Source organism: Yersinia enterocolitica subsp. enterocolitica, from assembly GCF_901472495.1.
Taxonomy (GTDB): Bacteria; Pseudomonadota; Gammaproteobacteria; order Enterobacterales; family Enterobacteriaceae; genus Yersinia; species Yersinia enterocolitica.
The window spans coordinates 359,468-381,014 of the sequence record NZ_LR590469.1 but is presented as its reverse complement, the minus strand read 5'-3'; the positions used below and the strand labels follow the sequence as shown (position 1 = coordinate 381,014).

The following is a 21,547-nucleotide window of genomic DNA, read 5'->3' as shown; positions in this document are numbered from 1 at the left end:
ATGAAAAGTGGAAAAGTTTGGCTAGTCGGTGCGGGGCCGGGGGATGCAGCACTGATTACAGTAAAAGGCTTACATGCCATTCGTCGTGCTGAAGCGCTGGTCTATGACCGGTTAGTCTGTGCGGAATTATTAGCTGAAGCACCAGACGGTTGTGAAATGATTAATGTGGGCAAAACACCCAATCATCATTTGGTGCCACAACCGCAAATCAATGAAATTCTGGTGGATTGTGCTCAACGCGGCTTGAATGTAGTGCGGCTAAAAGGCGGCGACCCTTATGTCTTCGGCCGTGGCGGAGAAGAAGCCGAAGCACTGGCGCTGGCGGATATTCCGTTTGAAGTGATACCGGGGATCAGTTCCGCCATCGGTGGATTGGCCTATGCCGGTATCCCAGTGACCCATCGTGATTATGCCTCCGGTTTTCATGTGGTTACCGGCCATCTACGTCAGGGCAATGAGCCACAGGATTGGGCAACACTGGCAAAACTGGAAGGCACATTGATTATCCTGATGGGCATGACGCAACTGACCACCATTTGTCAGCAACTGATTGCTGGAGGCAAAGCGCCCACCACACCTGCGGCGGTGGTGATGTATGCCAGCCACCAGCAGCAGCAAGTGGCCAGTGGCACTCTGACCACTTTAGCGGATCAAGTTGCGGCGCAAGGATTATCAGCCCCGGCACTGATTGTTATTGGTGATGTGGTGCGCTTGCGCGACATACTGGCATTCACACCAGAAATGTTGTCGCTAAACTCAACCCCCTAGCTTATGGTACTCTAAACACACAACTTACTGAGGGGCATGACGCAGCAATGAGCGAACATGGCGGGAATGTGCTGGAAATGGCACTGAAAATCGGGACAAACGCAGAGAATATCATTGATTTCAGTGCCAATATTAATCCGTTGGGAATGCCAGACTCCCTAAAAACTGCCATTGTTGAACAGTTAGCGCGCGCGGAACATTACCCTGATGTTGAGTATCGCCAACTGCACAGTGCACTGGCCCGCGCTCACCATTGTTTGCCGGAAAATATCATGGCAGGCAATGGTGCAACCGAACTCATTTATGCCGTAGTGCATTATCTGCAACCTCGCACTGCCCTGCTGCTGACACCGGGTTTTGCTGAATACCGTCGCGCCCTGCAACGGGTCGGTTGCCAGATTGATGATTATCAGATGAGTGACGCTGATGGTTATCAGCCCGATGAGCGGCTGCTGGCGGTATTAGAACAGCAGCGCCCTGACTGCCTGTTTCTGGCGACCCCCAATAACCCGACCGGATTAATGCCAGATGCTAACCTGCTGCAAGCTATTGTACGCTGCTGCCATCAATACCAAATTGCGCTAATTGTTGATGAAGCCTTTATTGATTTCCTCCCTGATGCGCCGGGACTTATCCCACAATTAACTGATTTTCCGCACCTTTATGTATTGCGCTCACTGACCAAGTTTTTCGCGATTCCGGGGTTGCGGTTGGGGTACTTACTTAGCGGCGATTTGAAGGGCATCGAGCACATGAAGCAGCAGCGCGAACCCTGGAGCATCAATGCCTTCGCTGCGCTGGCAGGTGAGATTATTCTCGATGACCAGCCTTATATTCAGGCCACTCATGGATGGTTAGCACAGCAGCAGCACTGCCTATATCAGCAATTATGCGCCATTCCCGCATTGCAGGTGTGGCAAGGTTGCGCCAACTATCTTTTCCTGCGCTGTTTAAGGCCGGAAATAGCGCTACAACCGGCATTATTACAGCACAATATTCTGATTCGCCATTGCGCCAATTACCCCGGACTGACCTGCGACCACTATCGGGTGGCCATCAAAAGTGCAACGGACAATCAACGACTGGTCACCGCGTTACAACAGGTTTTTAGCCATGGCTGAGGCCCGTTGCCCCGCCTCCTGTGGTGAGTTAATTCAGGGCTGGATACTGGGTGGGGAGAAGCTCATTTCTTGCCCGATAAACTGGTTTAGCACCGTGTCCGTTACCGACGGTGTGCCGGGCAGCCATGAACGGCCACGGATGCGCCAAATGCTGAAAGCAGTATTGACTTATTTTGACCAACCAGCAGAGATGGCCCGTGGCCTGCATATCAATTTTGATTCCACCATTCCGGTGGCAAAAGGGTTAGCCAGCAGCACCGCAGATATTGCCGCCACTGCTCTGGCAACCGCACGTCACTTGGGGGAAACACTGGATGAAGCCGCACTGGCTGCCTTGTGTGTTAGCCTTGAACCCACTGACAGCACCTTGTTTCAACGGCTGACCCTATTTGATCATCAAACCGCCGCAACACAGATTTCTTATGATTGGCAACCCAGTGTGGATATTCTGCTGCTGGAAAGCCCACAATGCCTCAACACCGAGGATTATCATCGTCGGCATCGCCAGACAGCCCTACTGGCAAGCGCCCCATCGTTAGAACAAGCATGGCAACTGTTTACGCAGGCCGCTGAGCAGCATGATTGCGCCCTGCTAGGCCAGTCCACCACACTTAGCGCACAGGCCAGCCAGCATCTACTGGTTAAACCCGACTTCTGCGCTCTGCTGGGATTAGTCGAAGAGCTGGATTTATATGGACTGAATGTGGCACACAGCGGCAGTGTGGTGGGCTTATTATTAGACCGTCAACGCCATGATGTGGAACAGCTTTATTGGCAATTACAACAGCGCAATATCACGCAAAGCTACCCGAACCAACACTTATTAACTATGGTGCCCGGCGGGGTGCGGTGACGTAGAGCACGATATATTTTGAATATCTGCAATCGTTGGACTTAAGTCATGCCTCAATCTCTTAGCTGTATAAAATAGATTAATCCTTATAAAACAGTAAAAATAATTATTTTATTTTTAATTAATTTCGTTTTTTCATTGCAAAATTATAAATAATGACCTAATTTTCAGTAAATATGACTCATGCAAAAACTTACTCAGGAATATTATTAGCTTAATTACTATCTTCATATAAATTAACAAAACTAAAATAATTTAGTGAAAAACTTAAAAAATAGATTGACTTTCTTAAACATCATAACAGCTATAAACTTAATAACGGAGCGTTGGTTATATGAAGAGAAGAAAAAGTCAACTCACGCCGGAACTTAACACTATAAAAATAGTATTTGATTCTATGTTTATAACAAAAATACATAATAGCATATGCACCACAACATTATTCGAAGACTTCTTAATTGCAATAATTGAAGAGACGTCATTCTCTAAAAATGACATTTACTTAATAGATAGCTTAATGAATAAATGTAATTATCTATCATACTTAGAAATATTAGAACTTTATTTTAATGTAGATACATCAAATAAAGATAAAGTGTATATTTTTGACAACGATTTTTTTCAGAATATTGGTGATATAGGTGAACTGGCAAAAAAGAAGAAAATTAACACTTGTATAGTTTTAAGTATTGCCCTAAATGAAAAAATAACTGCTGTTGTATCTCTATTTGGAAAAAAAGGTAATCTGGCAGACATTAATAATAAAAGCGTACAAATTGCATTAAAAGAAACATTGCTTAAATTAATAAATAACATTCTTAATTACATCAAATCCCACAAAAAACCACACTGCAATGCCGATAATGACATATTACATCTCACTTCCGTAGAAATAGATATTTTAAGGTATTCTGCCGATGGGTTTACTTCCAAAGAAATAGCGCATAAAATATCTCTATCTAAGAGTGGGGTTGATTTTCATCTTGTGAGCCTTAAAAATAAATTGAAATGTAGGAATAAAACGCAAGTCATTGCAAAAGCAATATCACTCTGCTTAATTTGAAAATATTAATAAAAATAGACTGATTATTATTTTCTTGTAATCAAATTATCCGTTCGGGAAGCCTCATTATATTATCGACAGTTTGGTTAGCCAACGCCAACACCACAAAAAAAGCATTTACTATCCATAACCTAGTATGTGCTGGTATTCCAACAAACCAAATACTTTCTATTTCCTTAAAATAGGGATGACTTATCCCTAGCGAAGAGGATATTAGAATAGCGTCCTTCGCGTGTTCACTGTGGATATCAATCACAATATGCCCTTTACTATCAAAAAAGTAGTAGGGTAAACAATAACCAGTTGCGCAAACAATCGCATCAAAATGCTTATCACCCTCTCCCCAATCGATTCGCCACACATCAGGGCTGTGCGCCGAAATTGAGATATCACCGATCTCTCCTTTTTGTACAAAAAGAACACCATTATCTATATATTGCAGAATCTTCCGTGCATTAATTAATGGAATCGATGATAAGTATCGATGAATTACCTTCATAAAATCGGGATGAAAAGAACCTACAAAATAGGATGTGTTAGCTAGATGAATTTCATTCATTACATTCAAAAAGTTGACTGTAATATCTTGCCATTGGCACTTTCCTTTCTCAGCAATAGAGATTTCTTCATAAAGTCGATCGCGATAATTTCTGACAAAAGAGAACTGGTCTCGCCACGATTCATTTGTGTGTTTATTGAGAAGCCCAACGAAGTATTTAATATAGCTATATTTTAATGAATCTACAGTAGGCATTGTACCTCGACGCTCTCTGAGCATCATTATTATTGACGCCAGACGATCTTGGTCAATAATAGCATCAGTACATCTCATCAAATAAGTTCGGACGGCAGGAATACTTCCTGAAGGCGATATCATGGTGACCTGATGACTTTCACGACAAAGTAATATTGCTGTATCTATTGCTGACAGCTTACTACCAATAACAAGTACCCGAGAGTGAGCAGGAATCCGGGCTAACATATTCATTTCTGGATAAGGGTTGCGAATAAAGGTCGGGTGAGATAAGCACAGACTAAACACATCAGGAATGCGAGAACAGCCATAGCCCGTACAGAAAACGACATCTGTCACCACCAGTGATTGAGGTTTTAGAACATCACCAAACATAACTGAATAACAACGAGGAGCATTTATCTTCAACGAAATAAATAAGTGAGGGATATGGATAACTACAATACCGTCTCTATGCGCGATAGCAAAATACTCACGAAAACGGTCGACCAAATAATTCCCTACCCATTTCCTGGGAACAAAAGATTCAGTGGTGACAACGTGACCACTGGCGATTAGATAATCATAAAAATCAAGCGGTTTATCTGCCAATATTGACATAGTATCTACTGAGGTATTACACAGTACATCTTCATCTACATTAGAGAACGCCATGCCAGGGCCAATGGGTGAAGGTTCAATAATATAAATAAGTTGTGTAGCATGACGCAGCACCGCAGCAATAAATGTGGCGACTCCCGCAACACCACCGCCTATAATAGCAATACTTCTTTTTTTAGAGTTCATAATGTTATTCCGAAGATATACTTTAAGATTACCACTCGATAGTTTAATTATATAATTACTTAATAATAAGTATCGCATCGTTTAACATATCTGAAGATAGTAAAAAATAAACATTGAGGTTAATTTTTCCGCACTGAGACTAACGGGGCGACTGCACCGATGGGCGCTCCGACGGTTCACGCCACTTGTATTTTAAATAAATAGGGACCCATTCGGCACATTTCCCCTTTTATCAACTTTGTCAGCAGTCTGAATAAATATTCCATTTCTTATAAAATATAATACAAGTAAAAATAAAATTTAAAACTATCAAATTTAATAGTTATTAATTATATTTTATATAGTATAAGAAGTTACGCTAATAGTTATGTCAATAAATTATCAATAATAACCATATGAATTATCAGTGTGTTTATTTATATCGTAACCAGCATAATAGGTGTCAAGACTCGCCAAATAGCATCAACTGATAAACCATAATGTCCATGTAAAAAGCATTGTTATTACCCTTCTGCCTACCATTTTTATGCAACTCTCTTTGTTCTCCCCCTCAGGATCATGATGCCAGTCACAAACTGGGAAAGCAGCTATTTTATCCATGTAAATAGCATTTATAGATATGGGGAAAATGGCTATCGAAGCAGTAGAGTCGACCTACAGGAAATGTAGTGCAGATGTAAAATTTGCTTCCTGATAAATCTTCATTTTTTTAAAAACATAAATAAAACTTAACTAATACAAAATATTACGTCAACACCTAACGACGCTAGCCTCAACCTACATTAGCTCCGGGAGCTTGAAATGAAAAAACTGAGTGTAAAAACGTTATTGGCGGCCAGCCTGTTCAGCATGATGGCGTGCTCGGGCAGCGCGCTGGCGCAAGAAGTCGAAGTCGTCAATATTTCGAAAATCGCCGGAATGCCTTGGTTCAACCGCATGGGCGAAGGGGTGGAGCGCGCCGGTAAAGATCTCGGGATCAAAGCCTATCAAGTCGGCCCATCCAGTACCGATGCCCCACAACAAGTGAAGATCATTGAAGATTTAATCGCCAAGAAAGTCAGCGCCATCAGTATCGTGCCGAACGATGCCGATGTGCTGGAACCGGTATTCAAGAAAGCGCGCGATGCTGGCATCGTGGTATTAACCAACGAATCTCCGGGGCAGCCTAGCGCTAACTGGGATATCGAAATCATCGATAACGCCAAATTCGCTGCCGACAATGTGGAAGAAATGGCAAAAGCTATGGGCGGCAAAGGCGGCTATGTGATTTATGTGGGTAGCCTGACCGTGCCACAACATAATCTGTGGGCCGATTTGTTTGTTAAATACCAGAAAGAGCATTACCCGGAAATGTTTGAAGTGACCAGCCGTATGCCTGTCGCTGAGAGCATTGATGACTCACGCCGTACCACACTGGATTTGATGAAAGCGCATAGTGATTTGAAAGGTATTGTTGCTTTCGGTTCACAAGGCCCGATTGGTGCAGGCCGTGCAGTGAAAGAAAAACGGGCGAAAAACAATGTTCATGTGTTCGGCATGATGATCCCATCTCAGGCTGCATCGCTGGTTAAAAGTGGCGATATCGCTATGGGCGTGACTTATGACCCAGGTTCTGCTGGTTATGCCATGACAGCGGTAGCTGATAAAGTGCTGAAAGGCGAGAAAATCGAAACAGGCATGGAGATCCCAGGAGTAGGTAAAGCGGAAGTTGATCAAGCTAAACACCTGATTCAGTTCCACAATGTGTTGCGTGTGACCAAAGATAACGTGGATTCGCTGTATTGATTCACACCTGCTGATAAGCATTAACTCCACAATATCAAAGAGTGCGAATACGCAATTATTAAGATATACCCAAAGTCATTGGAGTTGCAGGTAGGCAGCAAGCAAACGAAGCCCGATGAGCTTACTCAGGTAAGTGATTCGGGTGAGTGAGCGTAGCTAACACCCCTGTAACTTCAAGGACGAAGGGTATAAGGGGATGTATGCAGCCATTTATTACCCTGGAAAATATCAGTAAAACCTTTTATGGCGTCAAAGCGCTGGATAAGGTGGCTATGACCCTGTTACCCGGTGAGGTACATTGCCTTGCAGGGCAAAACGGTTGTGGCAAATCCACACTGATTAAGATTATCTCCGGTGTTTATCAACCCGATGCTGAGGCCGCGATAACTGTTGATGGCAAAACGTATTCAACCCTGACCCCGATTGAATCTGTCCGGCTGGGGATTCAGGTGATTTATCAAGACTTATCATTATTCCCCAACTTGACCGTGGCTGAGAATATCGCCATGAACCATTATCACCATCATCTGTGGGTGAACAAACGCCAGATGCGGGAAACCGCCGAGCGTGTCATCAAGAGCATTGATGCCCATCTTAATCTGGATGAATTGGTTGAAGACCTCCCCATCGCCCAGAAACAGTTAGTTGCAATCTGCCGTGCCCTGGCGCAGGATGCCCGGCTAATTGTGATGGATGAACCGACCGCATCTCTGACCCGGCAAGAGGTTAACGGCTTGCTGCGGGTGGTGCATGAACTGAAATCACGCAATATCTGCGTGGTATTTGTCAGCCACCGCTTGAGCGAAGTGCTGGAAATTTCAGACCGTATTACCGTGCTCAAAGATGGTAATTGGGTCGGAACCTACCCTGCCGCTGAAGTTGATAATGCACGGCTGGCCTGGCTGATGACCGGTATGAAGTTTGATTTTCAGGTGCTGCCACCCTATAGCGCTTCGCTTGCGCCGGTGCTGGCAGTGGAAGAACTTTCCCGTGGCAATGAATATCACAATATCTCACTGACATTGCATCCCGGTGAAATTGTCTCACTGGTCGGCTTATTGGGTTCTGGCCGCACAGAATTGTGCCTTAGTCTATTTGGTTTAACTACACCAGAGTCAGGTACCATTCGTATCAATGATAAACCGATGTATTTTACCAGCAACCGCGATGCTATTGCCGCTGGCGTGGGTTATGTCTCAGAAGATCGCATGAGTACCGGACTGATCATGGAACAATCAATCCGCGACAATATCAGCGCCACCGTTTTACACCGGCTTAAAAACACTTTCCACCTGATGCGTACCGAGCGAGTCGATACATTGGTCGAAGACATGGTTAAGCACCTGTCTATCAAAATTGGTAATAGCGATTTGCCGGTCAATACCTTATCTGGCGGTAATGCGCAGCGTATTGCCATTGCCAAATGGCTGGCAACCGACCCACAAATATTGATTCTCGACTCACCAACCGTGGGGGTAGATATCGCCAATAAAGCCGGTATTTATAATATTATCAATGCACTGGCAGCACGGGGGATTGCGGTTTTAATGATTTGTGATGAGATTGATGAAGCCTACTTTAATAGCCACCGTATTTTAGTGATGCGGTCTGGGCGGCTGGTGCAGGAGTTCTTGCCAGGTAACAGCAGCGAAGCAGCCATTGCGGAGGTAGTAAATGGCTAATCCCCATGCACTTAATAAACCTGATGTTGGTAAAACAGGTCTATTTAATAAAGAGCATCTGAAACGCCATGAAGTGATGTTGGCTTTCACCATATTGATTATTTCGACTTATCTTGCTTTCACCAGCCCAGATTTTCTGACGCTCGCCAATATTTATGACTTGATAAATAACTATGCCATGTTGACCATCTTGGCCTGTGGTTTATTTATCGTATTGATTTCTGGCGGTATTGATATTTCATTCCCGGCAATGACCATTATCTCGCAATATGTCATGGTGACATTAATTGTGAAGTTTGGTGGCAACTTCCCGGTGGCTTTCGCGCTAGCCGGTGGTATCGGCTTATTATTGGGGTTAATTAATGCGCTGTTGGTTAATCGCCTGCGCGTGCCGTCTATCATTATCACCATTTCCACGCTGAATATATTCTACGGATTACTGCTGTATCTCAGTCGTGGTGTCTGGCTATATACCTATCCGGAATGGTTCGAACATGGGCCAATGCTGTTCTCCTTCACCGCAGCCGATGGCTATGACTATGGTCTTTCGTTACCCATATTGACATTGCTGGCGACCATTATTGTCACGGCTCTGCTGATGACACGCACCAGTATTGGTCGGCAAATTTATGCATTGGGCGGTAATCAGGAAGCAGCCTCCCGCATGGGGTTCAGCATCCTCAAGCTGCAACTGTTTGTTTATGGCTATATGGGCTTTCTATCCGGCATCGCTGGTGTGGTGCAGTCCTATACCGTCTTGACGGTAGCGCCCGACTCATTACTCGGTTATGAACTCACCGTACTGGCAGCCGTGGTGCTGGGTGGCACCAGTATTGTGGGCGGGCGCGGCACCCTAACCGGCACTCTGCTGGGGGTGATTTTGTTGGCGATATTGCAAAATGGTTTGAATTTACTGGGTATTTCGTCGTACTGGCATACCGTGGTTATCGGTCTGGTGATTGTCATCAGTATCAGTGTGACCGCCTGGGGCCAACGTCATAAGGTAGGGATATAACCATGTCGAAAACAACTCAACGTGATCATACCGAGCGCTGGTTACTGGCTTTACTGCTGCTGGTTTCTATCGGGTTTAGCCTGTTTATTCCTTACGTGTTCTGGTCGACGGCTAACTTTCAATCTATCGCGTCACAAATCCCGGTCGCCGGAGTATTAACACTGGCAATGGCGATTACCATGCTGACCGGCGGTATCAACCTGTCAATTATTGCTACTGCGAATGCCAGTGCACTGGTAATGGCCTGGGTCTGTACCCATTTGGAACCCACATTCAGCTCAATGGTATTGATGTTACTGGCGGGTGCTTCGGTCGCTTTGGTGGTGGGGCTTATCAATGGGGTGCTTATCTCGGTGGTGCGCGTCTCCCCGATTTTAGCGACACTGGGCATCATGACCTTGCTCAAAGGCGTGAATGTGCTTATTTCCAAAGGATCGGCGATTTCTAATTTCCCTAACTATGTGCTGGCGTTAGATCGCAGCTATTTTCTCGGGGTTCCGGTACCACTTTATCTGTTTGCTGCGGTGGCGTTGGTTATCTGGCTTATTTTGGCCAAGACCCCGCTTGGCCGCCAGATATACCTGTCCGGTTCCAATGAAAAAGCCACTTTCTTCTCCGGAATTAATACTCGCCGCACGTTGATTTGGGTGTACGTGATTTCATCGTTACTGTGTGCCGTCGCGGCCTTGTTGATGATGTCCAAGCTAAACTCGGCCAAAGCCTCCTATGGTGAATCACTGTTACTTATCACTATCCTGGCGACGGTGTTAGGCGGGGTTAATCCTGATGGCGGATTTGGTAAGATTGTTGGCATTGTGCTAGCACTGTTCCTGCTACAAATGCTGGAGAGCGGGCTGAATATCATGGGCGTGAGTAGTTATATCACCATGGCTCTGTGGGGTTCATTACTGCTGGCATTTATCTTTGTCAAAGGTGCGAAGATCCCAGCGTTTCGTTTCTTACGGCAAAATAAACCGTCAAACTAAACACAATTTAGCCAAAAGAAAAGGCTGGCGATTCATACCAGCCTTTCTATTAATAGCGGTAAAATAAGCTATTTCACGTTGCGCTAAAGTTACTTAACTTCGCCCATCGCTTTCAGTTTTTTCGACAATTCACGGCGTTCTTTAGACAGATCTGCGTTTTTGATGATGTATTCATCGACACGATCTTCGTAGTCAACACGCATGTTAGCGATAATGGCTTGAACCTCTTCGATGCTCATCCCTGGCTTGATGTATTCACTCAGGTTATCGAGCAACAGAACGCGTTTTTGGTTATCACGAATTTTCTTTTCGTTATCAACGATTTCACGCTGCAACTTGTTTTTGCGACGGAACATACGCACAAACTCCAAAACGTCCTGGAAAGTTGGCTTACTTGCATTATCCGTTTTCACACCTTCACTTAAGTTTTACACAAATTCAATTGCTGGTGACCAGGCTATGTGAACCATACCGCTTTGTTATGCCTGATGACAAGATTCATTGGCTAGACTTATCTTACCCGCTTTACCCGTCAGACAGAAATATCATCTGCCTGAATCCAACAATAGATCACCTGCGTAAAGTCATATTAATCAGATCGTCCAATTCCTCAAGCTGTTTGGTTAACTCCATACTCAGCCAAACATAGCCATAAATCGGTGTTTCTATCTGCTGCTCTTGCGTCACAGCCAACATCAATGATTTCAACTCAGTAGAGATTTCACTCAGCTCACCGGCAACTTCCCGCTCACGGGCAGGAGATCCATCGCGCAGGCTATCACTTAATGTATTCAAAGTGCGGATTGTCATCAACTGAGTACTGCGCAAGCCTTTGGCATTGAGCATAATAAAATGGCTTTCCCGCGACGACCAATAAGCATCCACCAGCAATTCTAGCGTGCAAATCAGGTTGCGGCTCAGTGTCTGAATAGCCTCAAAAACGTCTTTATTAATATGAGATTCTTTACTGGCAGGCGCAATAAAAGTACGCATTTTAACCGACTGGCTGAGTGCAGCTTTTAATTTAGGCTCTAACCGTGGGCGCTCGATAACATTGGGCGATAAATAAGCCGCATAAATTTGGCTGATGGCCCGCAGATTATCACTCATCTGCATACGCCAATGGGTGAAAGCGCGTTGTGGATAGACACTGGTAAAGACCAATGCCAATAATGAACCAAAAATAACATCGCCGCTGCGCCACAGGGCGGTAGTCATATCTCCAGGGGCAGATCCACACACCACCGCCAGAGTGATGCCGATGAGCAAAGCCATGTAGGGCCGCTTGCCCAATGTGAGGTAGCCGCATAAGAACATCACAACCCCACACCAGACCAGCATAAGTGTTAAGGAATAAGACTCCAGATACAGAGCAATCAAGCCGGATATCGCACCAAAAACAGTGCCGCCAATACGCTGCATCGCTCTGGTCAGCACATTGCCCCAATAGGATATCGGCCCCATCACTACCACTAATGTGATCAGCGGCCAGGTACCTTCCGGAATAGCCAGTAAGCGAATAATCAGAAATGTTAAGATAAACGCTAACGTAATACGTAAAGCGTGAGTGATGCGGTAATGGGTGTAGATCAGGTTATCCAATGGCGATATTTTTTTATTCAGGCGCACACTTACCTACTTCCAATAAGATACTAAAACCTAAGTTTAGCTGAGTTATTACGCGCTGGCAGCGGATTAACCGTTACCAAAAGTAGCAGGAATAAATATTCCCCGGAGCTTAATAACAAAGCTGTTGATAACTTAGTGAGTGAAGGGGTTACCGCACCTCGGGGCACTCCGGTCGCTTACGCGACTACGACCCCAACGGCACGATTCCCCTTCATTTGACTTTGTCAGCAGTCTGGGGGGGAATAAATATTCCCTGTCAGGTATTGCCCGCCGGGAAATAAGCTTATTTAAAGTCAACCGCCATTTGTTGCACAATAGACTCGCCAAAGCTGGACTCGACACAACAAGCAATATAATCGGTGAAGCGTGGTGACGGTGGCATTCCCAAGCTGAGCAAACGTTCATTACTGAAGCGCACGTTGAGCATGGCAAATGCACCATATAAGCGCATGGCTTTTAGCATTATGCGCTCATTGCAGGGGCCAAAAATTCCTTTAAGTTGGTTACGCATTTGTACCAATGCACCGTATTCTACCTGGCAATAATCTGCCCCCATAGGTTTCTGTCTGGCAGCGGCGGACATCGCCTGATCAATCTGGGCAAAACTAACGCTATCTTTCTCGCCAGCTGAAATATGATAGATATTATCGGGTAAATTTGGATGCAGTAAAATACACACTAAAGCGTCTGCGCAATAATCGGCTGGAATAACATCGATATAGTCATCCAGCGAGCACATGAACTTGCGTAACATTAATGCCATGCGAAATACCCAAAAGATGCTGCTGGATGGCTGACAGCCCAGCCGGGTATGGCCGACCACAATCGATGGTCGGGCAAATACCAAGGGTAGCTCTGGGCATTCTTCAGCCAATAAGCGCTCAATTGCTGATTTAGATTTAGTGTATTCCACCAAATGCGCGTCATCCTCTGCGGATAAAACCTGCTCGCTCACCACAGTATCGGCATCGGGTGTGCAAGACATAGCTGTTCCCACATGGATGAATCTTTGTAAACCAGCAACCTGCGACATTCTTTTGCCAAAGGCTAATGTGCCATCAACATTCACTTTCCAGATTAGCGGGTTATTACCGAATGATGCGACAGCAGCACAATTAATAACATGCGTCACCCCATCAATACGCGGGTCATTAATAAAACTGTCCGGTTCAGCTAAATCCCCTAATAAAATATGGCTAACATCAATTTTATTCAGTTGCCCATTAGGGAGATAAAACTTCGCCATATTCTCGCGAATACGTGTTAATCCCTGTTCCGGTGTATTGGCCCGGACTAATAATAAATAATTAAAATCTGAGTTTTCCAACAATAGCTTTTCGAGCACAGCTCCGCCCAGAAAACCTGTGGCACCGGTTAACAGAAGTGTTTTCACTTTGAGTCCTACTTATTATATTCAGTAGGCGGATTGTATGAATAGCTAAGTAAACGGCAGCTAAATATTAGTTGGATCGACACATTTTGACTGAAACATAATTATTTCAAAATAAATCCTGACGTCCCGCCCCGCCTGAAATGATATTCTAGCGTTAATGCCGTGGGGCACTGCGGCTTACCGCGGGCAGTGCCCCATCATAAAGAATAGCTATACCCACAATAATTCGAGTTGCAGGAAGGCGGCAAGTGAGAGAGTCCCGATGAGCTTACTGTGTTGTAAGTGATTCGGGTGATTGAACGCAGCCAACGCACATGCAGCTTAGAGTATGACGGGTATATGAGAATTAAGGGTTAAACCGCATAATGTCAGATAAAAACAAGCAACCAACATTCTACATTCATGATTATGAGACCTTCGGTCAGCGCCCCGCGTTAGACAGGCCAGCCCAGTTTGCCGGGGTACGTACCGATTTGGATTTCAATATCATCGAAGAACCGCTGGTGGTTTACTGCGCCCCCGCAGACGACTACCTGCCGCAGCCGGAAGCCGTGATGATAACCGGCATCACCCCGCAACATGCCTTAGCCAATGGGGTGAATGAAGCCGAGTTTGCCCGGCAAATCCATCAAGCTTTCAATGTGCCCGGTACCTGTATTCTTGGTTACAACAATATTCGTTTTGATGATGAAGTTAGTCGAAATATTTTCTACCGCAATTTTTATGATCCTTATGCCTACAGCTGGCAAGGGGGGAACTCTCGCTGGGACTTACTCGATGTGATGCGCGCCTGCTACGCCCTGCGCCCCGAGGGTATTGTCTGGCCGGAAAACGAAGAGGGTTTACCCAGTTTCAAATTGGAGCATTTGACCAAAGCCAACGGTGTTGAACACTTGCATGCCCATGATGCGATGTCTGATGTGTATGCCACTATCGCTATGGCAAAGCGGGTAAAACAAGCACAACCGCGGCTGTTTGATTACCTCTACCAGCACCGTAGTAAACACAAAATCAACGCATTGATTGATATTGCAGATATGACACCGCTGGTTCATGTATCAGGCATGTTTGGTGCGGCACGGGGTAATACCAGTTGGGTTGCGCCGTTGGCATGGCATCCTGAGAATAAAAATGCGGTGATTATGTGCGATCTGGCGGGTGATATGTCACCCCTGCTAGAGTTGGATAGCGATACACTGCGTGAGCGGCTCTATACCCGCCGCGACAAACTCAGTGCCCAAGATGCCGCCGTGCCACTGAAACTGGTGCATATCAATAAATGCCCGGTACTCGCCCCCGCGAAAACTCTGCTACCGGAAAATGCCGATCGTTTAGGTATTGATCGCCAACGCTGTCTACAGAATTTGCAATTATTGCGGCAAAATCCGCAAGTCCGTGAAAAAGTGGTCGCCCTATTTGCAGAGGCCGAGCCTTTTGCCGTTTCTGATGATGTGGATGCTCAACTGTATAACGGTTTTTTCAGTGATGCTGACCGCGCTACCATGAAAATCATTTTACAAACTAAAGCGCAAAATCTGCCAGCACTCGATCTGACCTTCCAAGACCCACGGTTGGAAGTATTGCTATTCCGCTTCCGCGCCCGTAATTATCCAAATACGTTGACTGACAGTGAGCAACAGCGCTGGTTAGCGCATCGTCGCGAAGCGCTTAATCCAGAAAAAGTGCAAGACTATGTGCTGCAACTGGAGGCGTTATATAACCAGTATGAGGATGATAAAGAGAAGCTGGCACTGCTGAAAGCCCTGTTTGACTATGCCAGAGCTCTAGTGAGCTAACCCCACCAGTCATAAATAGCCAATAAAAAACGGAGCCATTTTCAGGCTCCGTAGAGGTCACAGAGAGAGTGAAGGGGTTACCGCACCCAGGGGCACTCCGGTCGCTTACGCGACTACAACCCCAACGGCACAATTCCCCTTCAGTCGACTTTGTCGGCCATCTGAAACACCATAGCAATACAGTTACTGTGCCAGTTCGCCATTAAACTGTGGCAGTGCCTGACGGAATGCACGGGTTTTCCAGACCATATAAAGCAGGCCAATGGCACCCCACACCAAGCCCAACGTCATTGAGCTGCTTTCCAGGTTCATCCACAGCACACCAACCGTTCCTGCACCAATCATTGGCAGAACCAAGTAGCTGAAATGATCCTTGAACGACTTGTTACGGCGTTCACGGATATAGAACTGTGAAATCACCGACAGGTTAACGAAGGTAAAGGCCACCAGCGCGCCGAAGTTAATCAATGCCGTTGCTGTCACCAAGTCAAACGAGATAGCAGACAATGCTACCCCGCCAACCAGCAGTACGTTGATTGCCGGGGTACGCCATTTCGGATGCACGTAACCAAACACTTTCTCCGGAAATACTCCGTCTCGCCCCATCACATACAGTAGACGCGAAACACCGGCGTGCGCGGCCATACCTGATGCCAATACGGTGACACAGGAGAAGCACAGAATAACTGACTGGAAGAATTTACCCGCAACAAACAACATGATTTCCGGCTGCGACGCATCAGGATCAGTGAAGCGTGAAATGTCCGGGAAATAGAGTTGCAGGAAATAAGACACCACAATAAAGATCACGCCGCCAATCAATGCGGTCAAGAAAATCGCTTTCGGGATCACTTTACCGGCATTGGGGGTTTCTTCAGACAATGAACTAATGCCGTCGAAACCCAGGAATGAGAAGCACAGTATCGTGGCCCCGGTTATCATCGGTACCAAATGGGCATTTTCAGAATAGAACGGACGTGGGCTCACCAATGTGCCCGCACCTTCCCCCTGATAAACACCATGAATCAGCAGCCCCATGAAGACCACCATGATTGCCACCTGAACTACAACAATAATCGAGTTCAAGTTAGCTACCACGTTAATGCCACGCAAGTTGAACATCGTCATCAGGCTGACCAGCGCGCCAACAAAAATCCACGATGGCACACCAGGGAAAATCGCTTCGAGATAAATTTTCGCCAACAGAATGTTAATCATCGGCATGAACAGATAGTCCAGCAATGATGACCAACCCACCATAAAACCAACATTGGGGCTAATGGATTTCTGGGCATAGGTATAGGCCGAACCCGCAGACGGGAAGCGCTTAACCAATTTGCCATAGCTGATGGCAGTGAACAGCACCGCTATCAACGCAATGGCGTAAGAAGTCGCGACGTGACCATCGGTCAAGCCGGAAACAATGCCAAAAGTATCGAAAATGGTCATTGGCTGCAAATAAGCCAACCCCATCATCACAACTTGTACCAACGTCAGTGTTTTTCTGAGTTGAACGCGGTTATTGGTGCCAGTTTGATTGGTACCGACTGTAACAGTAGCATTATGCGTCATGATTCAGCCTCCCCATACCTTTAACCCAATTTGCAAGTGTAGCTCGCAGGTCAGAGGTGACGGGGAAACTTCGTATCTGCCTGGGATACGTAAGTGGGGAAACGAGAGCGGTGAAACGGGTATGTGCCATACCTGTTGCGCCATAATCGCTGCATGTGCAGCGCATACCGGTGGGCACCGGTGCCAGTGTGAATAATTGCCCCATCTTTCTTTCCTCATAACGGCGATTTTCGTATGTGAATAATCGCTCGCGGACCTGTTTATCTATCCGGATCGTTGTCCGGCCTCTTGATTTGTGAAAACACGAATGCAAAAAAATAACCGACGCGTTTAAACGTCGGTTATTGCATGGCGCGTATTTTGCCCTAACTTGGGAGCAAAAAACAAGATGTTAAACCGCTTGAAACAATATTCTTATGGTAGTTTGATCTAAACGGCTCTTTCCAGGCTGTATCAGCGCTGAGCGGCAATTTCTACCCGCTCAATCGCTGCCCACATTTTGTCTGAATTCAACTCAACAGGCAGATAATGAATTGACTCACTCGGCTTCAGAATTCGACTAATCACCAGTTCAATGGCATCGCGGTCATTAATATCAACATCTAGTGCGGCCAGATGTGTCGGTAGGCCCAATTGATTAAATGCCACAATCAGTGATTGCAAGGCTTCATCCTGCTCCAACAAGGCAGTTTGAACCAATATCCCATAGGCGACTTTAGTGCCATGCAGGAAATGTTCAGTTTGTGGCAATAGTGTCAAACCGTTATGTACCGCATGCGCAGCCGCCACTCGGGTATAGCGCTCACCCAGCCCACCGACCATGCCACCACCGGCAATAATTGCATCGACCACATCCAGGAAATCTTGTGTCAACTCACCCTGTTTCACCGCTTGCAATGCGGCTTCACTCTGTTTGAGCAACACATTGCGAATCTCCAAAGCAGCCTGTAGCCCCAAACGAACCGTCAAAGATAAAGTTTCTGGTTGCGGACTCAGCACCACCGCCTCGTACCATTTAGCCAGGGTATCGCCAATCCCAGCCAGCAGATATTCCACTGGCGCTTGCAAAATAATGCGCGGCTCGACTAATACTAAGTGATTGGCATCTTTGAAAATTTCAAAATTCAGTGCTTGTCCGGCATCGTTATACCAAACTGAAAGCGGTGTCCAGGCCGCACAGGTCGCGGCAATAGTGGGGATTGCCACCAATGGCAAGCCAAGTTTACGTGCCACCACCTTTGCCGTATCTAATACCGCCCCGCCCCCAATGCCTATTACGACTTGGCGATCACTGCCCGCCGCGCTCACCAAATCAGCCACAGTTGATTCACTGCAATGGGTCGAAAATGAAGCGCGCACCGCCTGAGGGCTGTTAAATTCTGCTGGCAGATAATCAATGGCCGCGGCCAAAGCGCGCTCTCCATAGATCCACAGCGCATTTTCCCGTGCCGCCTGAGGATAAAACTCACTCAGTTTGTCGATAGCGCCTGGAAAAGAAAAATAGTTGGCAGGCCCTACCTGCACTCGGATTGCGTTCGTGCTCATGCCCCTGTTCCTTTTAAATCATTATTTATTTTAAGTTGTGATGTCATCTGCGTTTTCCCATCTTAAGGGCATACTTATCATTGTTTAATAATTTTTTGATATACCTTAACTACTTTAGTTTGTTGCGAATAATAGAAACTGTGTTAAAAAAGAATGATATCAGCAGCATTATTGACTGCCTGTTTCGTTACCATCTTTTATAGGGCAGTCATCGAAATTATGTCTACCATCACTCCCGCCCGCCTTGAGATGCGAAATATCTCTATCTCGTTTTCTGGATTTCATGCCCTGCAACAAGTTGATTTCACACTAGAAGGCGGTTCGACTCATGCATTAGTTGGTGCTAATGGTGCGGGTAAATCGACCTTGATGGCGATCCTTTCTGGTGCTCACAATCACTATCGCGGTGAGATCTTCATTGATGGTCAGCAGGTAGATATTCACTCACCACGTCAGGCAAAACAGCATGGTATTCATGTGGTTCAGCAAGAAGTTGATGTTGCGCTGGTTCCAACTCTATCGGTAGCAGAAAATATTATGCTGGATACGCTGGCTGAACAGGGGCACCTGTTTAACTGGCCGCAACTGTACCGTCAGGCAGAAGCGCTACTCGGGCAACTCGATCTCAAATTGAATGTGCGCCAGCGCCTGGAATCCTGCACATTAGCCGAAAAACAACAGGTGCTGTTGGCCCGCGCCCTTTCCCATCAATGCCGTTTTCTGATTCTGGATGAGCCTACCGCGCCACTGGATCAAGAAGAGAGTGCGCGTTTGTTTAGAGTGGTTCGCCGCCTGCAATCCGAAGGGATAGCCATCGTTTTCATTTCGCACCGCATTCATGAATTACGGGAAGTTTGTGATCAATTGACGGTATTACGCGATGGCCGCAAGGTCAGCCATGATGCAATGGGTGACCTAAGTGGTGAACAAATTGTCGAAAAAATGCTCGGCCATACCTTGGATGATATTTACCCCCCTAGACGAACCGCTTTCAGTGACAAAACCTTATTGTCCGTTAAGGGGTTACATGACCAACACAAGTTACGCGATATTTCCCTGACATTGCGTGAAGGGGAAATATTAGGGATTGCCGGGTTAGCTGGTGCGGGTAAAACCGAATTGTGCAAAGCCTTGTTTGGTGCCACGCCGAGCCGTGTTGATCAGGGTGAATTACAGGGCAGACCGTGGAAACCACGTTCGCCAGACCGCTCCGTCGCGCAGGGGTTGGCTTTGGTACCAGAAGAACGACGTAAAGAAGGCATTTTTATCCACGAGGGTATCCCGATGAACCTAAGTGTGGCCGCTGATGACAGCTTTTCCCGCTGGAGTATTTTTAGCCGCCGTCAGGAGTTGAGTTGGGCCAAAGAGCTGATTGCACGACTGGGAGTGCACACCTCATCGCCGCAACAAAAACTGGCCCGCTTATCTGGCGGGAATCAGCAAAAAGTGGCGATAGGCAAGTGGCTGCGCGGGAATGCCCAAGTGTTGATTTTTGATGAGCCAACCAAAGGGGTGGATATCAAAGCCAAACAGGATCTATTCAATCTGATTGATGGGTTAGCGCAGCAGGGAAAAGGTATTATTTATGCTTCCGGTGAATTCTCTGAATTAGTCGGTTTATGCTCTCGTATCTGTGTGTTGTGGGATGGGCGTATTGTGGCTGAACTAAATGCCGCAGATGTCGATGAAGAAACATTATTATTATTTTCAACCGGAGGAACCCCTCAGTGAGTAAAGAAATACCCCTGCCAGACGCGCAGCCGTGGCGTCACCAGTTGTTTGATTTTCTCTACAAATGGGGGATGTTACTCACCGTTGTGGCGCTAATCGCGTTATTTGGGCTAGCCTCAGACAATTTTCTTGATCCCAACAATATCATCAACATTTTACGCTCCATTGCCATTGTGACGGTGATTGCCATCGGCGTGTCGATTTCCTTGTCGATTGGCGGCTTTGACCTATCGGTCGGTTCCACCGCGTCGCTGGCGAATGCCATCGTCGTATCACTGTTTGTCTGGTACGGGTTTGGTACGACCGGAGCCATCATCCTGACCTTGCTTATTTGCACTCTGGTGGGGTTGTTTAATGCCTTTCTGATTGTGGTGCTGAAAATCCCCGATATGCTGGCAACCCTGGCCAGCCTGTTTGTGATTCAGGGCGTGGCCATGACGTACAGCTATGGCGGCTCTATCACGCAGAATATGCTGCTACCCAGCGGCGATATGGCGGAAGGCGTCATACCTGAGATGTTTTCAGCGCTGGGTCAAGTGCCGGTGATAGTGCTTATTATGTTGGCGGTAACGATTGTGGTGCAGTTGTATTTGTCACTGACCAAGCATGGCCGCCGGATGTATGCCATCGGTGGGAATCCAGAAGCGGCGCGTTTGGCAGGTATTCGCACAGTACGTTATCGGGTGCTGGCTTATGTATTGTCATCTCTGCTAGCAGCACTGGGTGGAATTTTGCTGGCATCCAGGATTGGCTCGTCACAAGTTAATGCCGGCGGCGGCTATCTGATGGATGCAGTGGCAGCAGCCTATATTGGCTTTTCACTGGCCGGTTCCGGCAAACCCAATGCCTTCGGCACCTTAATTGGCGCGGTTATCCTTGGTGTGCTGCAAAACGGGTTGGTGATGCTGTCAGTGCCTTACTACGCGATGGATATCATCAAAGGGGGGGTTCTGGCGCTGGCCTTAGCCCTGACTTATATTCATCAGAAGCGGTGATTGGGCATTGATTCTTATTTCGTAATGTTTTCAATGCCCATACATTCAAGGCGTAGCGAGCTAAGTCAGACTG

At 46.5% G+C, this 21,547-nt stretch carries 17 protein-coding genes; 11 read left to right on the top strand and 6 right to left on the bottom strand.

Features of this window, described 5'->3' with window-relative positions:
• From cobA to FGL26_RS01800, 4 genes are all read left to right on the top strand, one after another.
• On the top strand, positions 1 to 768 hold the full coding sequence (gene cobA / locus FGL26_RS01815) for a uroporphyrinogen-III C-methyltransferase (RefSeq protein ID WP_005168410.1): 768 nt from the start codon (positions 1 to 3) through the stop codon (positions 766 to 768).
• A gap of 47 nt (positions 769 to 815) precedes the next feature.
• Positions 816 to 1,889, top strand: coding sequence for a threonine-phosphate decarboxylase CobD (cobD, locus tag FGL26_RS01810; RefSeq protein WP_032912683.1), 1,074 nt, complete (start codon positions 816 to 818; stop codon positions 1,887 to 1,889).
• Entirely contained in the window at positions 1,882 to 2,742 is an 861-nt protein-coding gene (locus tag FGL26_RS01805; RefSeq protein ID WP_005168406.1) for a GHMP family kinase ATP-binding protein, read from the top strand. Before cobD ends, FGL26_RS01805 begins: the two co-directional genes overlap by 8 nt.
• 334 nt (positions 2,743 to 3,076) lie before the next feature.
• Complete coding sequence (locus FGL26_RS01800; RefSeq protein WP_050498973.1) at positions 3,077 to 3,805, top strand: helix-turn-helix transcriptional regulator; 729 nt, start codon at positions 3,077 to 3,079, stop codon at positions 3,803 to 3,805.
• Positions 3,806 to 3,845: 40 nt separating this feature from the next.
• Here the strand turns inward: FGL26_RS01800 and FGL26_RS01795 are convergent, their stop codons facing one another.
• Positions 3,846 to 5,345 (bottom strand): FAD/NAD(P)-binding protein, encoded by a 1,500-nt coding sequence (locus FGL26_RS01795; RefSeq protein WP_005168401.1) that lies wholly within the window; start codon positions 5,343 to 5,345, stop codon positions 3,846 to 3,848.
• An 849-nt stretch (positions 5,346 to 6,194) separates the two neighbouring features.
• Here FGL26_RS01795 and FGL26_RS01790 point away from each other — a divergent pair.
• From FGL26_RS01790 to FGL26_RS01775, 4 genes are all read left to right on the top strand, one after another.
• Positions 6,195 to 7,130, top strand: coding sequence for an autoinducer 2 ABC transporter substrate-binding protein (locus tag FGL26_RS01790; RefSeq protein ID WP_227745813.1), 936 nt, complete (start codon positions 6,195 to 6,197; stop codon positions 7,128 to 7,130).
• Positions 7,131 to 7,330: 200 nt separating this feature from the next.
• Positions 7,331 to 8,812 (top strand): sugar ABC transporter ATP-binding protein, encoded by a 1,482-nt coding sequence (locus tag FGL26_RS01785; protein WP_005168398.1) that lies wholly within the window; start codon positions 7,331 to 7,333, stop codon positions 8,810 to 8,812.
• 76 nt (positions 8,813 to 8,888) lie between these two features.
• Complete coding sequence (locus FGL26_RS01780) at positions 8,889 to 9,827, top strand: ABC transporter permease (protein ID WP_026018016.1); 939 nt, start codon at positions 8,889 to 8,891, stop codon at positions 9,825 to 9,827.
• Between the two features lie 2 nt (positions 9,828 to 9,829).
• Complete coding sequence (locus tag FGL26_RS01775; RefSeq protein ID WP_005157737.1) at positions 9,830 to 10,813, top strand: ABC transporter permease; 984 nt, start codon at positions 9,830 to 9,832, stop codon at positions 10,811 to 10,813.
• Between the two features lie 89 nt (positions 10,814 to 10,902).
• Here FGL26_RS01775 and tmaR read toward each other — a convergent pair whose 3' ends face one another.
• From tmaR to FGL26_RS01760, 3 genes are all read right to left on the bottom strand, one after another.
• Positions 10,903 to 11,226 carry a PTS system regulator TmaR gene (gene tmaR, locus FGL26_RS01770; protein WP_138060209.1) on the bottom strand — a complete coding sequence of 108 codons (324 nt, stop codon included), beginning with the start codon at positions 11,224 to 11,226 and terminating at the stop codon, positions 10,903 to 10,905.
• Positions 11,227 to 11,383: 157 nt separating this feature from the next.
• Positions 11,384 to 12,442 (bottom strand): FUSC family protein, encoded by a 1,059-nt coding sequence (locus tag FGL26_RS01765; protein ID WP_005168394.1) that lies wholly within the window; start codon positions 12,440 to 12,442, stop codon positions 11,384 to 11,386.
• 283 nt (positions 12,443 to 12,725) lie between these two features.
• The gene (locus FGL26_RS01760; protein WP_005168391.1) at positions 12,726 to 13,835 is read right to left on the bottom strand and encodes an SDR family oxidoreductase; all 1,110 of its coding nucleotides are present in this window, start codon (positions 13,833 to 13,835) and stop codon (positions 12,726 to 12,728) included.
• 365 nt (positions 13,836 to 14,200) lie between these two features.
• Between FGL26_RS01760 and sbcB the strand changes: the two genes are divergently transcribed.
• Complete coding sequence (gene sbcB / locus FGL26_RS01755; RefSeq protein WP_005168388.1) at positions 14,201 to 15,631, top strand: exodeoxyribonuclease I; 1,431 nt, start codon at positions 14,201 to 14,203, stop codon at positions 15,629 to 15,631.
• Positions 15,632 to 15,814: 183 nt separating this feature from the next.
• On the opposite strand, the gene FGL26_RS01750 is transcribed toward sbcB, so the two are convergent.
• Both FGL26_RS01750 and FGL26_RS01740 read right to left on the bottom strand, forming a co-directional pair.
• Positions 15,815 to 17,203, bottom strand: a complete 1,389-nt coding sequence (locus FGL26_RS01750; protein ID WP_005168386.1) for an APC family permease — start codon at positions 17,201 to 17,203, stop codon at positions 15,815 to 15,817.
• A gap of 453 nt (positions 17,204 to 17,656) precedes the next feature.
• Positions 17,657 to 18,748, bottom strand: a complete 1,092-nt coding sequence (locus FGL26_RS01740) for an oxidoreductase (RefSeq protein WP_005168382.1) — start codon at positions 18,746 to 18,748, stop codon at positions 17,657 to 17,659.
• Positions 18,749 to 18,967: 219 nt separating this feature from the next.
• On the opposite strand from FGL26_RS01740, the gene FGL26_RS01735 reads away from it, so the two are divergent.
• Both FGL26_RS01735 and FGL26_RS01730 read left to right on the top strand, forming a co-directional pair.
• Positions 18,968 to 20,479, top strand: a complete 1,512-nt coding sequence (locus FGL26_RS01735; protein ID WP_005168381.1) for a sugar ABC transporter ATP-binding protein — start codon at positions 18,968 to 18,970, stop codon at positions 20,477 to 20,479.
• A complete protein-coding gene (locus FGL26_RS01730) occupies positions 20,476 to 21,474 on the top strand; it encodes an ABC transporter permease (RefSeq protein WP_005168379.1) in 999 nt (332 codons plus the stop codon). Before FGL26_RS01735 ends, FGL26_RS01730 begins: the two co-directional genes overlap by 4 nt.
• Positions 21,475 to 21,547 lie beyond the last annotated feature (73 nt).

Excerpts from the sequence above, each read along its gene's own strand:
- FGL26_RS01795 (WP_005168401.1), bottom strand. The coding sequence starts at position 5,345 with ATGAACTCTAAAAAAAGAAGTATTGCTATTATAGGCGGTGGTGTTGCG.
- cobD (WP_032912683.1), top strand. The coding sequence starts at position 816 with ATGAGCGAACATGGCGGGAATGTGCTGGAAATGGCACTGAAAATCGGG.
- FGL26_RS01790 (WP_227745813.1), top strand. The coding sequence starts at position 6,195 with ATGATGGCGTGCTCGGGCAGCGCGCTGGCGCAAGAAGTCGAAGTCGTC.
- FGL26_RS01785 (WP_005168398.1), top strand. The coding sequence starts at position 7,331 with ATGCAGCCATTTATTACCCTGGAAAATATCAGTAAAACCTTTTATGGC.
- sbcB (WP_005168388.1), top strand. The coding sequence starts at position 14,201 with ATGTCAGATAAAAACAAGCAACCAACATTCTACATTCATGATTATGAG.
- FGL26_RS01775 (WP_005157737.1), top strand. The coding sequence starts at position 9,830 with ATGTCGAAAACAACTCAACGTGATCATACCGAGCGCTGGTTACTGGCT.
- FGL26_RS01780 (WP_026018016.1), top strand. The coding sequence starts at position 8,889 with ATGTTGGCTTTCACCATATTGATTATTTCGACTTATCTTGCTTTCACC.
- FGL26_RS01805 (WP_005168406.1), top strand. The coding sequence starts at position 1,882 with ATGGCTGAGGCCCGTTGCCCCGCCTCCTGTGGTGAGTTAATTCAGGGC.
- FGL26_RS01740 (WP_005168382.1), bottom strand. The coding sequence starts at position 18,748 with ATGAGCACGAACGCAATCCGAGTGCAGGTAGGGCCTGCCAACTATTTT.
- FGL26_RS01750 (WP_005168386.1), bottom strand. The coding sequence starts at position 17,203 with ATGACGCATAATGCTACTGTTACAGTCGGTACCAATCAAACTGGCACC.
- FGL26_RS01735 (WP_005168381.1), top strand. The coding sequence starts at position 18,968 with ATGTCTACCATCACTCCCGCCCGCCTTGAGATGCGAAATATCTCTATC.
- cobA (WP_005168410.1), top strand. The coding sequence starts at position 1 with ATGAAAAGTGGAAAAGTTTGGCTAGTCGGTGCGGGGCCGGGGGATGCA.
- FGL26_RS01800 (WP_050498973.1), top strand. The coding sequence starts at position 3,077 with ATGAAGAGAAGAAAAAGTCAACTCACGCCGGAACTTAACACTATAAAA.